The sequence below is a fragment of the Bradyrhizobium tunisiense genome, assembly GCF_042263385.1.
In the GTDB taxonomy this organism is placed as follows: Bacteria; Pseudomonadota; Alphaproteobacteria; order Rhizobiales; family Xanthobacteraceae; genus Bradyrhizobium; species Bradyrhizobium tunisiense.
On the sequence record NZ_JBHLEV010000006.1, the window covers coordinates 280,453 to 293,166 of the forward strand.

Annotated in this window: 11 protein-coding genes; 8 read left to right on the top strand and 3 right to left on the bottom strand. The window is 64.5% G+C overall.

Translation table 11 applies throughout. The annotated features are described in order from the left end of the window. The 5 genes from dxr to fabZ all read left to right on the top strand — a co-directional run bounded on the left by dxr (position 1) and on the right by fabZ (position 6,770). Positions 1-1,224 (top strand): 1-deoxy-D-xylulose-5-phosphate reductoisomerase, encoded by a 1,224-nt coding sequence (dxr, locus tag ACFDR6_RS25975; RefSeq protein ID WP_212090070.1) that lies wholly within the window; start codon positions 1-3, stop codon positions 1,222-1,224. A gap of 44 nt (positions 1,225-1,268) precedes the next feature. Beyond that, the gene (gene rseP, locus ACFDR6_RS25980; protein WP_212090074.1) at positions 1,269-2,420 is read left to right on the top strand and encodes an RIP metalloprotease RseP; all 1,152 of its coding nucleotides are present in this window, start codon (positions 1,269-1,271) and stop codon (positions 2,418-2,420) included. 176 nt (positions 2,421-2,596) lie between these two features. Next, positions 2,597-5,119, top strand: a complete 2,523-nt coding sequence (bamA, locus tag ACFDR6_RS25985) for an outer membrane protein assembly factor BamA (protein WP_212090077.1) — start codon at positions 2,597-2,599, stop codon at positions 5,117-5,119. A 125-nt stretch (positions 5,120-5,244) separates the two neighbouring features. Further along, a complete protein-coding gene (gene lpxD / locus ACFDR6_RS25990; protein WP_375859973.1) occupies positions 5,245-6,312 on the top strand; it encodes a UDP-3-O-(3-hydroxymyristoyl)glucosamine N-acyltransferase in 1,068 nt (355 codons plus the stop codon). Beyond that, on the top strand, positions 6,309-6,770 hold the full coding sequence (gene fabZ / locus ACFDR6_RS25995) for a 3-hydroxyacyl-ACP dehydratase FabZ (RefSeq protein ID WP_018320213.1): 462 nt from the start codon (positions 6,309-6,311) through the stop codon (positions 6,768-6,770). Before lpxD ends, fabZ begins: the two co-directional genes overlap by 4 nt. A gap of 18 nt (positions 6,771-6,788) precedes the next feature. Here fabZ and ACFDR6_RS26000 read toward each other — a convergent pair whose 3' ends face one another. Continuing rightward, complete coding sequence (locus tag ACFDR6_RS26000) at positions 6,789-7,112, bottom strand: KTSC domain-containing protein (RefSeq protein ID WP_375859974.1); 324 nt, start codon at positions 7,110-7,112, stop codon at positions 6,789-6,791. A 174-nt stretch (positions 7,113-7,286) separates the two neighbouring features. On the opposite strand from ACFDR6_RS26000, the gene lpxA reads away from it, so the two are divergent. The 3 genes from lpxA to lpxB are packed head-to-tail and all read left to right on the top strand — an operon-like array spanning position 7,287 to position 10,136. Further along, positions 7,287-8,078 (top strand): acyl-ACP--UDP-N-acetylglucosamine O-acyltransferase, encoded by a 792-nt coding sequence (gene lpxA, locus ACFDR6_RS26005; protein WP_212090089.1) that lies wholly within the window; start codon positions 7,287-7,289, stop codon positions 8,076-8,078. A gap of 19 nt (positions 8,079-8,097) precedes the next feature. Next, positions 8,098-8,955: an LpxI family protein gene (locus tag ACFDR6_RS26010; RefSeq protein WP_212090446.1), complete on the top strand. Its 858-nt coding sequence runs from the start codon at positions 8,098-8,100 to the stop codon at positions 8,953-8,955. Next, complete coding sequence (lpxB, locus tag ACFDR6_RS26015; RefSeq protein WP_212090092.1) at positions 8,952-10,136, top strand: lipid-A-disaccharide synthase; 1,185 nt, start codon at positions 8,952-8,954, stop codon at positions 10,134-10,136. Before ACFDR6_RS26010 ends, lpxB begins: the two co-directional genes overlap by 4 nt. Before the next feature lie 54 nt (positions 10,137-10,190). Here the strand turns inward: lpxB and ACFDR6_RS26020 are convergent, their stop codons facing one another. Both ACFDR6_RS26020 and ACFDR6_RS26025 read right to left on the bottom strand, forming a co-directional pair. Next, positions 10,191-10,838, bottom strand: coding sequence for a hypothetical protein (locus ACFDR6_RS26020; RefSeq protein WP_317239346.1), 648 nt, complete (start codon positions 10,836-10,838; stop codon positions 10,191-10,193). Then, a complete protein-coding gene (locus tag ACFDR6_RS26025) occupies positions 10,780-12,381 on the bottom strand; it encodes a tetratricopeptide repeat protein (protein ID WP_212090098.1) in 1,602 nt (533 codons plus the stop codon). The genes ACFDR6_RS26020 and ACFDR6_RS26025 overlap by 59 nt, the downstream gene beginning before the upstream one ends. Positions 12,382-12,714 lie beyond the last annotated feature (333 nt).

Below are 12,714 nucleotides of genomic sequence, written 5' to 3' on the forward strand. Positions count from 1 at the left end.
ATGAGCGCGGTCCCATTGCGTAATAACAGGCTTGCTGCGTCGTCCGTCCGCAGCGTCACGGTTCTCGGCGCCACCGGCTCGATCGGCGACAGCACGATGGATCTGCTGCGCGCCTCGCCAGAGCGCTACCGCGTCGAGGCGCTGACGGCGAACGGCAACGTCGAAGCGCTGGCAAAGCTTGCGAAGGAATTTTCCGCGCGTTACGTCGCAATCGCCGACACCTCCAAGCTCGCCGAGCTCAAGTCCGCACTGGCGGGAACGAGCACGGAATGCGGTGCCGGCGAAAGCGCGGTGATCGAGGCGGGCGCGCGTCCGGCCGATTGGGTCATGGCGGCCGTGAGCGGCGCCGCCGGATTGAAGCCGGCACTGGCTGCGGTCGATCGCGGCGCGCATGTGGCGCTCGCCAACAAGGAATGTCTGGTCTGCGCCGGTGATTTCTTCATGCAGCGCGCGGCCAAGGCGGGAGCCTGCATCCTGCCGGCCGATTCCGAGCACAACGCGCTGTTCCAGGCGCTCGCTTCAGGCAATCGCGACGAACTCGTCCGCGTCATCATCACGGCCTCGGGCGGTCCGTTCCGCACCTGGAAGCCGGCGGATATCGAGCAGGCGACCCTCGCACAGGCCCTGAAGCATCCGAACTGGAGCATGGGCCAGAAGATCACGATCGATTCCGCCTCGATGATGAACAAGGGGCTCGAGGTGATCGAGGCGTCCTATCTGTTCGCGCTCACGCCCGACGAGATCGATGTTCTCGTTCATCCGCAGTCGATCATCCACGGCATGGTCGAGTTTTCCGACTGCTCGGTGGTGGCCCAGCTCGGTGCGCCCGACATGCGCACCCCGATCGCGCACTGCCTCGGCTGGCCCGATCGCATCAAGGGGCCGGCGGCCAAGCTGGATCTCGCCAAGATCGGCCAGCTGACCTTCGAGGCCCCCGATTTCGAGCGCTTCCCCGGACTTCGGCTGGCTTACGATTCGCTCCGGACGGGGAAGGGGGCGACCACCGTCTATAACGCGGCCAACGAGGTTGCCGTCGCCGCGTTCATCGCCGGCAAGATCCGGTTCGGCGCGATTGCCCGGCTGGTGGAGGCGACACTTGACGACTGGATCCGCGGCGGGAACCTGGCGCCTCTGACCTCCGCCGACGATGCAATCTCTGTTGACCATGTTGCTCGAAATAGGGCTGCCGCCCTATTGCCTCAAATTGCCTTAAAGGCATCCTAGATGGTTCGCGGCCAGGGCCTTGCGGCGCTGGATGAGGGAATTCGATGATCGATTTTTTTGCTCATAGTTTCAATACGTTGAGCCATGGGGTCCTAGGCTACGCCATTCCCTTCCTGTTCGTCCTGACGATCGTCGTGTTCTTTCACGAGCTCGGCCACTTTCTGGTCGCGCGCTGGGCGGGCGTTCGCGTGTTAACTTTCTCGCTCGGTTTCGGACCCGAGCTGGTCGGTTTCAATGACCGCCACGGCACCCGCTGGAAGATCTCGGCCATTCCGCTCGGCGGCTACGTCAAGTTCTTCGGCGACGAGAGCGAGGCATCGACCCCGTCGGCCCAGACGCTCGAGGCCATGACGACCGAGGAGCGCGCCGGCAGCTTCCACCACAAGAAAGTCGGCCCGCGCGCCGCCATCGTCGCGGCCGGCCCGATCGCCAATTTCATTCTGGGTGCGCTGATCTTCGCGGGCATGGCGCTGTACTACGGCAAGCCGAGCACGATCGCGCGCGTTGACGGCGTCGTCGCCGACGGCGCTGCGGCCGCGGCCGGCTTCAAGGTCGGGGACGTCGTTGTTCAGATCGACGGCAAGCCGATCGAGAGCTTTGCGGATATGCAGCGAATCGTTGCGATGAATGCCGGTTCGGCGCTTGCCTTCCAGGTGAAGCGGGACGGTAGCATCGTCTCGCTGACGGCCACCCCGGCGCTGCTCGAGCGCAAGGATCCGTTCGGCAACAGCCACCGGCTCGGTGTGCTCGGCATCGAGCACAAGGCCCAGGCCGGCGAGGCCTCGACCGCGCCGGTCGGCGTCGGCGAGGCGCTCAAGATCGGCGTCGAGCAGGTCTGGTTCATCATCACCAGCACATTCAAGTTCCTGGGAGCGCTGTTTGTTGGTCAGGGCAATCCCAACGAGGTCAGCGGCGTCCTGGGAATCGCGAAGATGTCGGGGCAGGCGGCCAGCGCCGGGTTCCAGTTCGTGATCAATTTGTGCGCGGTGCTGTCGGTGTCGATCGGCCTGTTGAACCTATTCCCGATTCCGCTGCTCGATGGCGGTCACCTTATGTTCTATGCGGCCGAAGTGGCCCGCGGCCGGCCCCTGTCGGAGCGGACTCAGGAGATGGGGTTCCGAATCGGGCTCGGCCTGGTGCTGATGTTGATGGTGTTTGCGACCTACAACGACATCCTGCGAATGGCGGCATCCTGATGGAGGCTTTTTTGTGGCGTTGCTGTTGAGCAACGTCTTGCAATGAAATTGAAATCACGACGCTTTCGGCCGTTTGCGGCGTCGGCGAAATTGGCTACAAGCGGCCTCGACTTGGGGAATCTCCAGACCGGCGTTGGGGTTGGGTCTGGCTCGGAATGATAAGGGCGCGTTGCGCGATGAAGTTTGGACTGCGACTCCGGGGGGGCTTGCTCGCAACCCTGATCATGTTCGGCGCGCCGGTGGTTGCCCCGGTCGGGGCTGTTTTTGTGTCTTCGTCTGCGCTCGCTCAGACCGTTCAGTCGATTTCCGTCGAAGGAAATCGCCGCGTCGAGGTGGAGACGATCCGCTCCTACTTCAAGCCCGGTCCGGGCGGTCGCCTGGATCAAGGCGCCGTCGACGACGGCCTCAAGGCGTTGATCGAGACCGGCCTGTTCCAGGACGTCAGGATCAACCGCGGCGCCGGTGGCCAGATCATCGTCTCGGTGGTGGAAAACCCGGTGATCGGCCGGATCGCCTTCGAGGGCAACAAGAAGATCAAGGACGAACAGCTCACCGCTGAAGTCCAGTCCAAGGCGCGCGGCACCTTCTCCCGCGCCATGGTGCAGTCCGACACGCTGCGAATCGCCGAAATCTATCGCCGGTCGGGCCGCTACGACGTGCGCGTCACGCCCGAGATCATCGAGCAGCCGAACAACCGCGTCGATCTCATCTTCACGGTCGAGGAGGGCGTCAAGACCGGCGTCAAATCGATCGAGTTCGTCGGCAACGTTGCGTTCTCGTCCTATCGTCTCAGGGACATCATCAAGACGCGCGAAACGAACCTGCTGAGCTTCCTCGGCAGCGGCGACGTCTATGATCCCGATCGCGTCGAAGCCGACCGCGACCTGATCCGCCGCTTCTATCTCAAGCACGGTTTCGCCGACGTCCAGGTCGTGGCCGCGCTCACCGAATACGATCCCGAGAAGAAGGGCTTCAACGTCACCTTCAAGATCGAGGAAGGCTTTCAGTACCGCGTTGGCGCGGTCGAATTCCGCTCCAGCATTCCGAACTTCGATCCCAACTCGATGCGCGGCTATTCCCGCGTCAATGCCGGCTCTCTCTATAATGTCGAGTCGGTCGAGAAGTCGGTCGAGGAGATGCAGATCGAGGCCTCGCGGCGCGGCTATGCCTTCGCCGTGGTCCGGCCCGGTGGCGACCGCAACTTCGAGGCGCACACCGTCTCCGTCGTGTTCAACATCGACGAGGGCCCGCGCACCTATATCGAGCGCATCAATCTGCGCGGCAACACGCGCACGCGCGACTACGTGATCCGTCGCGAATTCGACCTCTCCGAGGGCGATGCCTACAACCGCGCGCTGGTCGACCGTGCCGAGCGGCGCCTGAAGAACCTCGACTATTTCAAGAGCGTGAAGATCACGACGGAGCCCGGCTCGTCGACCGACCGCGTGATCCTGATCGTCGACATGGAAGAGAAATCGACCGGCGACTTCTCGGTCTCGGGCGGTTACTCCACGACGGACGGTGCGCTGGCCGAAGTCTCGGTTGCCGAGCGCAATCTGCTCGGCCGCGGCCTGTTCGCCAAGGCGGCCGTGACCTATGGCCAGTACGCACGCGGCTACTCGCTGTCGTTCGTCGAGCCGTATCTGCTCGACTACCGCGTCGCGCTCGGCCTCGACCTCTATCAGCGCCAGCAGCTGTCCAACAGCTACATCTCCTACGGCACCAAGACGATCGGCTTCTCGCCGCGCCTCGGCTTCTCCCTGCGTGAAGATCTGGCGCTGCAGCTGCGCTACTCGATCTACCAGCAGGAAATCACGCTGCCGGGCTACCTGGCGAACTGTAACAACGACCCGCTCTCCTCGGCGTTCAACCCGAGCCCGGCTTACGCCGCTGCCAATGGCATTAGTCTCGCCTCCACCAACGGCCTCGGCTGCTACAACGACGGCGAAGCCTCGCTGCCGGTGCGCAAGGAGCTTGCCAACGGCAAGACCCTGACCTCCGCGCTCGGCTACACGCTGACCTACAACACGCTCGACAACAACAAGAACCCCACCGATGGTCTGCTCGTCGACTTCCGTCAGGATTTCGCCGGCGTCGGCGGCGACGTCTCCTATCTGAAGTCGGTGATCGACGCGAAGTACTATACGCCGCTGGTGTCCGACATCGTCGGCCTCGTCCGCGTGCAGAGCGGCATGCTGAACAAGATCGGCACCGATCTGCGCATGCTCGACCACTTCCAGATGGGTCCGAATCTGGTTCGCGGTTTTGCCCCGAACGGCATCGGCCCGCGCGATCTGAACCCCTTCGGTAGCCAGGACGCGCTCGGCGGCACCAAGTACTGGGGCGCTTCGCTCGAACTGCAGATGCCGTTCTGGTTCCTGCCGAAGGAAGTGGGTCTGAAGGGCGCGGTGTATGCCGATGCCGGCGGTCTCTACGATTATAAGGGGCCGACGAGCTGGACCACGACCAACGAGGTCAATGCACCCGGCTGTATCCCCTCGAGCATCAATCCGTCCAGCACCGGAACCTGTACCGGCCTTGTCTACGACGACAGCAAGGTGGTTCGGTCCTCGGTCGGTGTCGGCCTGATCTGGCAGTCGCCGTTCGGTCCGCTGCGCTTCGACTACGCCGTGCCGCTCAGCAAGGGCAAGTACGACCGCACGCAGGAGTTCCGGTTCGGCGGCGGCACCACGTTCTAGTTCGATCAGCACGGCACGATCCGGATCGCTGGAGCCGGTTTCCGAAAGGGATCGTGCCATTCCAAGAGATGGGGCATGATGCGGCCTGACCGCTTCATGCCGAAGCCGGACCGCGACGGGGTGGAATGGCGCAGCCGATCTTCTTCACAAAGCCGCCTGCCTCAGCCCTGGCTGACATCGCTACGCTGATTCAGGCGCAGCTGGTCGATCCGGGCAGAGGCGGTAACGTCATCACAGGCCTTGCTTCGCTCGACGAAGCGGGGCCGATGCATTTGGCGTTCTTCGACAATTTGAAATACGCCGACGAGCTCAAGGCGACCAAGGCCGGCGCGTGCCTGGTGAGCCCGCGCTTCGAGGCCCAGGTGCCCGCGCATGTGGCCGTGCTGCGGGTGACGCAACCGTTCCGGGCCTTCGTCAGGCTCGCGCGGGAATGGCACGGCGATGCGCTCAGGCCGCAATCCTGGGTCGGCAATGACGGTATCGCACCGTCCGCGATCATCGATCCCACGGCCCGGCTCGAGGACGGCGTGATCGTCGATCCCCTGGCGGTGATCGGCCCGGATGTCGAGATCGGCAGCGGCACGGTGGTCGGCGCCGGGGCGGTGATCGGTCCCGGGGTCAAGATCGGCCGGGACTGCAATGTCGGTGCCCGTACCGCCATCCAGTGCGCGCTGATCGGCAACGACGTGCTGATCCATCCCGGCTGCTCGATCGGCCAGGACGGTTACGGCTTCATCTTCTTCGGCCCCGAGGGCCATCTGAAGGTGCCGCAGACCCGCCGCGTGCTGATCCAGAACAATGTGGAGGTCGGCGCCGGCACCACCATCGATCGCGGATCCTTGCGCGACACCGTGATCGGGGAGGGCACCAAAATCGACAATCAGGTCCAGATCGGCCACAATGTGACCATCGGCCGGAATTGCCTGCTGGCGGCTCAGATCGGTCTCGCCGGCAGCCTGACCATCGGCGACAACGTTGCGCTGGGAGCCAAGGTTGGCATCAACAACCACCTCAAGATCGGAGATGGGGCCCAGGTCACCGCGATGAGCGGCGTCAAGGACGACATCCCGGCTGGCGGACGCTGGGGTGGCTTCTTTGCCAAACCGACCAAGCAGTGGTTCAAGGAGATCATCGCGGTGGAGCGCCTGGTGCGCGACAGCAAGGCCGATGCGAAGGACGAGGGACGGGAATGACGGCGGAATCACCTGTTAAGTTCGAGCTGGTGGATATCAACGCCATCCTCCAGACCCTGCCGCACCGCTTTCCGATGCTGCTGATCGACCGCGTGATCAACATCCGCGCCGACTACAGCGGCATCGGCATCAAGAACGTCACCTTCAACGAGCCGGCCTTCCAGGGGCATTTCCCGGAGCGCCCGGTCTATCCCGGCGTCATGATGATCGAGGCGATGGCGCAGACCGCGGGCGTGATCGGCATCAAGTCGGTCGAAGGCACGGAGAAACCGCGGGCGGTTTATTTCCTCACCATCGACAAGTGCAAGTTCCGCAAGCCCGTGCTGCCCGGCGACACCATCGAGTACCACATGCGCTCGGTCGGCCGCCGCAAGGCCATGTGGTGGTTTCACGGCGATGCCAAGGTCAACGGGCAGGTGGTTGCGGAAGCCGATGTCGGCGCCATGCTGACGGACTGAGCTGGCGCGGGCCGGGGCTCACGCGTTGCAATCGTAGCGGCCGCCGGCCGCCTCGCGCCTGATATGCCGGTTGAAGAACTGGCCCATGGACGGCGCGCCCAGGAGGCGGTCGACCGTCTCGGCCGCGACGCCGCAATAGCGCGCATAGAAGCCGCCGGTCGCGACGACGAGGTCGTGCTGCGCGCGGTCGTAGCAGACACGCTGAAGCACCGTGCTGCGACTGATGTCGCGGCACTCGAATGTCGCGAGGTCGATCGGGCGGCGATCGCCGGTCTCGACCGTCTCGGACACGATCGGTCCGGCTGCGAGCTGTACGAGCAGAAATGCCAGGGCCCTGACCACGCGTGCTGAAGCTCCACATGAAGTGTTGAGGCGCCGGGAAGGCGCCTCATCCGAACCTTGAAACAGGCAGAGATGATACGTCACTGGACAGATCGGGCATAGTCGCGCTAACCACCGGAAAACTAAGCGACTTCAACACATAGTCAGCGCTTCCTAACGAGTAAGATTGGCTTGATGAGCACAATTGATCCCACCGCACGGGTCGCGGACGGCGCCGTGATCGGCGAGGGCACCGAGATCGGACCCTATTGCATCATCGGCCCGCATGTCGTGATCGGCGCGAACTGCAAGCTGATCGGGCATGTGCACATCACCGCGCAGACCACCATCGGCGACGATTGCACCATCTACCCCTTCGCCTCGCTCGGCACGCCGCCGCAGTCGCTCAGCTACCGGGGCGAGCTGACACAGCTCAAGATCGGTTCAGGCTGCACCATCCGCGAATCCGTGACCATGAACGCGGGCACCGTCGCCGGCGGCGGGGTCACCACGGTTGGCGACCGCGGCTATTTCATGAATTGCAGCCATGTCGGCCACGATTGCCATGTCGGCAATGACGTCATCTTCGCGACGTCGGCAACGCTCGGCGGTCATTGCGAGATCGGCGACTTCGTCTTCATCGGCGGACTGTCCGCCGTGCATCAGTTTACCCGTATCGGGCCGCAGGTCATGGTCGGCGGCGTCTGCGGCGTGCGCGACGACATCATCCCGTTTGGCCTCGTCAACGGCCAATATGCGGTGCTGGAGGGCCTCAACCTGATCGGTATGAAGCGGCGCAAGTTCACCAAGCAGCGGCTGGCGACCGTGCGCGGATTCTACCAAAAGCTCTTCCACGGCCTCGGCACCTTCGCCGAGCGGCTGGAGGCATCAAGGCCGCTCGCGGGCGAGGATCCGGCGATCGCCGAGATCCTCGACTTCATCGGCAAGGGTAAGCGCCCGCTCTGTCTTCCTGCCATTGCGAAGTGATGTCGAGATGGCCGCGGGCATGACATCGGCGGCTTCTGAGACGTCTTCGACGGTCGGCATCGTCGCCGGCGGCGGCGCGATGCCGTTCGCGGTTGCGGACTCGCTTGCGACGCGCGGCATCACGCCGGTTCTGTTTCCGCTTCGGGGGGCCTGCGATCCGGCGCGGGTGGAGAAATTCCGCCACCGCTGGATCTCGGTCGGCCAGCTCGGCCGGGCGATGCGGGTGTTCCGCGAGGAGGGCTGCCGCGACCTGATCTTCATCGGCACCTTGGTGCGGCCCTCGTTGACCGAAATAAGATTCGACGTCACGACGCTGCGCCTGCTCGGCAACGTCATCCGCGCCTTCCGAGGCGGCGACGATCATCTCTTGTCCGGTGTCGGCCGCATCCTCGAGCAGGGCGGCTTTCGCATGGTCGGCATCAAGGACGTCGCGCCCGATCTGCTGATGCCCGAGGGCTGCATCAGCCGCGCCTGGCCGAACGACAACAGCAAGACAGACATCGAGCGCGGCCGTGCGGTGCTGACCGCGCTCGGGCCGTTCGATATCGGCCAAGCCGCCGTTGTGATCGACGGACATGTCGTGGCGGTCGAGGACATCGAGGGCACCGACGCGCTGCTTGCGCGCGTTAGGCGGCTGCGCGAAGAGGGGCGCATCCGCGCCGCCGCGGGGCGCGGCGTGCTGGTGAAGGCGCCCAAGAGCGGCCAGGACCTGCGCTTCGACCTGCCGACGATCGGCCCGCGCACGCTCGAAGGTGTTGCCGCCGCAGGTCTGGCCGGAATCGCCGTCATCGCCGGCAACACCATCGCCGCCGAGCCGCAGGCGATGATCGCGCTGGCCGACGCGAAATATCTCTTCGTCATCGGTCTGCCGGCGTGATGCAGTCGCGCGATCCCAAGCGCAAGATCTTCCTGATCGCCACCGAGGAATCCGGCGACCGGCTCGGCAGTGCCTTGATGAAGGTGCTGCGCCAGCGCCTCGGCGACGGCGTCGAATTCGCAGGCGTCGGCGGCCGCACCATGGCGCGCGAGGGGATGGAATCGCTGTTTCCGATCGAAGAGCTCTCGATCGTCGGCTTCGCCGCGGTCGTGCAGCAACTGCCGAAGATCCTGCGGCTGATCCGCGAGACGGCGGACGCCGTGCTGGAGGCCGCGCCGGACACGCTCGTCATCATCGACAGTCCCGATTTCACCCATCGCGTCGCCCGCCGCGTGCGCGCGAAGAATCCCGCGATCCCCGTCGTCGATTATGTCTCGCCGCAGCTGTGGGCATGGCGGCCGGGGCGGGCGCGGACCATGCTCGGCTATGTCGACCACGTCCTTGGTCTCCTGCCGTTCGAGCCGGAGGAATACCGCAAGCTCGGCGGACCGCCGTGCAGCTATGTCGGCCATCCCTTAGTCGAGCAATTGTCCTCGCTGCGGCCGAGCGCCGAGGAGCAGGCGCGCCGCAACAGCGAGCCGCCGGTGCTGCTGGTGCTGCCCGGCAGCCGTCGCAGCGAGGTCAGGCATCATCTCGAAGTGTTCGGTGCAACGCTCGGCCGCCTGAAGACGGAAGGGCGCGCGTTCGAGCTGATGCTGCCGACCATGCCGCACCTCGAAGCCACCATCCGTGAGGGCATCGCGAGCTGGCCGGTCAAGCCGAGCATCGTGACCGGCGAGAACGAGAAGCGCGCCGCCTTCCGCATCGCGCATGCGGCGCTGGCCAAATCCGGCACGGTGACGCTGGAGCTCGCGCTATCTGGCATTCCGATGGTGACGGCCTACCGCGTCGGCGCCATCGAGGCCTTCATTCTGCGCCGCGCGATCCGCGTCTCCTCGGTGATCCTCGCCAATCTCGTGATCGGAAGGGACGTCATTCCGGAGTACTTGCAGGAGGAGTGCACGCCGGAGAAGCTGGCGCTCGCGCTTCATGACGTGCTGACGGATTCTCCGCTGCGGCGGCGACAGGTCGACGCCTTCGCCCAGCTCGATCAGATCATGTCGACCGGCAACAAGTCACCGAGCGTGCTGGCGGCCGATGTTGTGCTCGCCACGATGCGGAAAGGCAGGGGCGTGAGCTAAGGCGTATCGTCAGTTCTATGCTTCTGAAACCGATGGAATTCGAATTGCGCCTGGTCACAAGCCAAGTGCGATCTCGGCCCATTGCAACATGCGGTCGCTATTGAGGAACGCCAGGACCGTCGGCTCCGCGAATGCGGGCGCGTCCGACCCGACCAAAGCCACCGCTGCCACCATGTCACAGCGCTGATTGAAAGCGAGTGAAAGTGCGGCTTTGCTATTCCCTTCGATGCGATAGGTCCGACTGCGGCCGCGCATCGGACCGACGATGATCTCGCGGCCCGCCCCGGTCGGCGTTGCCTTGCCGACCAGCGCAAGGTCGCCCATCTGGTCCAGGTCGGAATCGTCGGCGACGCCCGTGGCGCAATTGCAAAAGCCCAGCTTGGCGCGAACGTAGAGCTGGACCTCGGTGCCGCAATCAGCGGCCTTGCAGCGGAACGCCTTTCCTCTCCCCCAGGGATCTGCGCCGAAAGGCCAGTCGGTTTCCGTCCACACCGGGCGGACCTCACCGTACGCCGCTGTTGCGCGTGCCGGTTCGCCGGATCGCAAGATCCAGACCGCCGCAGCCGCGCAGAGCAGGGCGGTTGCTGCGCTGATCGCAACGAATTTGCTCGCCAGGCGCATGGAAGCCATCGCGGCACTTTTGCTAATTCTGAGCCATGAAGTTTCGTGCGGCCGCGAGGTCCGCTCGCGCAGGGTCGCCATCGCGGGCCATGTCCACGACTTTCCGGTAGTACTGGCGTGACTTCACGGCGTCCCCCGCCTTCGCGGCGGCGTGAGCGGCTCCGACCGTCGCGCCAAAGCGGTTCGGCTCCTTGCGCATGGTGCTTTCGAACGCAGCCAGTGCCTCATTGGCCTCGCCACGCTCGAGCAGCATGGTGCCGTAAAGCTCGCGTGCCGGGGCAAGCGGTCCTGGCGTCACGATGGATTTTTCGGTCTTATCTTCGGCATCGGCGGCCAGGCGCATCGCCTCCAACGCTTCCGCCTGCTTTCCTTGGGCATTGAGCTGCCAAGCTGTGGCCACCTGCCGCTGAATGTCGACGATCTCGGCCCAATAGGCGTCCTTGTCCTGCTGCAGCTTGTCCCGCAGCTCCGCCAGCTTGGCGATGTCCGCCGTTGCTGCGTCGGCATTGCCGGAACGCGCGGCGCCCATGGCGCGGGCGAAATAGGTGATCGCATCGACGTAGGCAAACCGGCTCGGCTCGACCTTCAGCGCGGCCGCGCCCTGCCAATCGCCGCGCTCGACCATGTAACGCGCCTGGCTGGCCGCTATCGCGTAGGGGCCGGCGCGGACGGCCGGCGCGTAGCCCGTGGTCGCAACCATGTCCGCAATGACGTCGCGGGCTCGGCTGTCCTGCGCCAGCTGGAGCAGGGCGTAGACCATATAGTCGTTGGCATGCAACTGCTCGCCGGCGTCCTTGCCCTCCTTGGCGGCCTTGGCGGAACGGCTATTGGCCTCGATGGATTCGTTCCAGTAGCCGACGCGCGTGAAGATGTGCGATGGCATATGCAAAGCGTGCGGCGCTGCGGGCGCGATCTCGGAATAGCGCTTCGCAGCATCGAGACCTTTCTCCGCGATCGCGGGATAGTCGTAGAGGTGGATCAAGTAGTGTGCCACGCCGGGGTGCCGCGGCTGCCGCTTGAAGATCGGCTCCAGAATGGCAGCGCCCTTGAGCTGGTTGGCATAGGTCTTGTCGTTTGGCGACGCCGTGACATTCAGTGTGATGGCGTAGGCGATCTGCGCCTCGTCATCATCGGGATAGCGCGCGGCGACGGCTTCGGCCGCCTTGAGATAGGCCTGCGCGCGTTGGCCAAACGTCGTCTTTTCGTCTCCCGAATAGAAGGCGAGCAACGCGTCGATATAGTCGCGTTCGCGTTCACTCTTGGCGCCGAGCGCCTTGGCTTTCTGCAGCGCGGCGGCGCCCTCAGTGAGGTTTTCCTTCGGCGCGGGAAAATGCGGGTTATACAGCAGGCTCAAGGCAATGCCCCAATAGGCGATCGCGCATTCCGGATCGGCCTGCAACGTCTCCTGGAAAATCTCTTTCGCCGGCCGGTACCAGAACGAGTGCTGATAGCGCATGCCGCGGTCAAAGCGGCGCTGCGCGACCTCGTTGCAAGTGGTCCGGAAGTGCACCCTGCCAAACTGCTCTTCGGTCCCGTCCTCTGCGCGGGCTGCAGGCGTGGTTGGGATCGAGGCCAGGGTAGCGAGGACGAGAAGAGAGGCGGTTCTCAAGACGAGCGCGCGCATCGTGCCCTCCGTTTTCTCCAGAAAATTTGGCTGGACGGCGCCGATAAGGATCGGGCCGCCGAAGTTTCGCAGTTCTGAAATTAGCGATGGCAATCTTGTGGTGGGGAGGATTTGCCCATTCGCGATGCGAGTCAACAGTAACTGGCAGCTTGTGTAGGGAAGCAAGCCAGACCCATCCGACCGTAAGGCTCTCGGTCACCGAGGAGGGCCAGCGCAGAAGCAGCTATTTGCGGGGAGGCAGGGCGGGTGGGTCGCTCCGCAAAAGGCGGATCAGGTGATTGAATGCTGTCTCTCGTTTGGCCGCGAAGTAGGCAGGGGCGACGTCTCTTATTG

Coding starts and splice junctions, on each gene's coding strand:
- dxr (WP_212090070.1), top strand. CDS start 1: ATGAGCGCGGTCCCATTGCGTAATAACAGGCTTGCTGCGTCGTCCGTC.
- rseP (WP_212090074.1), top strand. CDS start 1,269: ATGATCGATTTTTTTGCTCATAGTTTCAATACGTTGAGCCATGGGGTC.
- bamA (WP_212090077.1), top strand. CDS start 2,597: ATGAAGTTTGGACTGCGACTCCGGGGGGGCTTGCTCGCAACCCTGATC.
- lpxD (WP_375859973.1), top strand. CDS start 5,245: ATGGCGCAGCCGATCTTCTTCACAAAGCCGCCTGCCTCAGCCCTGGCT.
- fabZ (WP_018320213.1), top strand. CDS start 6,309: ATGACGGCGGAATCACCTGTTAAGTTCGAGCTGGTGGATATCAACGCC.
- lpxA (WP_212090089.1), top strand. CDS start 7,287: ATGAGCACAATTGATCCCACCGCACGGGTCGCGGACGGCGCCGTGATC.
- ACFDR6_RS26010 (WP_212090446.1), top strand. CDS start 8,098: ATGACATCGGCGGCTTCTGAGACGTCTTCGACGGTCGGCATCGTCGCC.
- ACFDR6_RS26020 (WP_317239346.1), bottom strand. CDS start 10,838: ATGGCGACCCTGCGCGAGCGGACCTCGCGGCCGCACGAAACTTCATGG.
- ACFDR6_RS26025 (WP_212090098.1), bottom strand. CDS start 12,381: ATGCGCGCGCTCGTCTTGAGAACCGCCTCTCTTCTCGTCCTCGCTACC.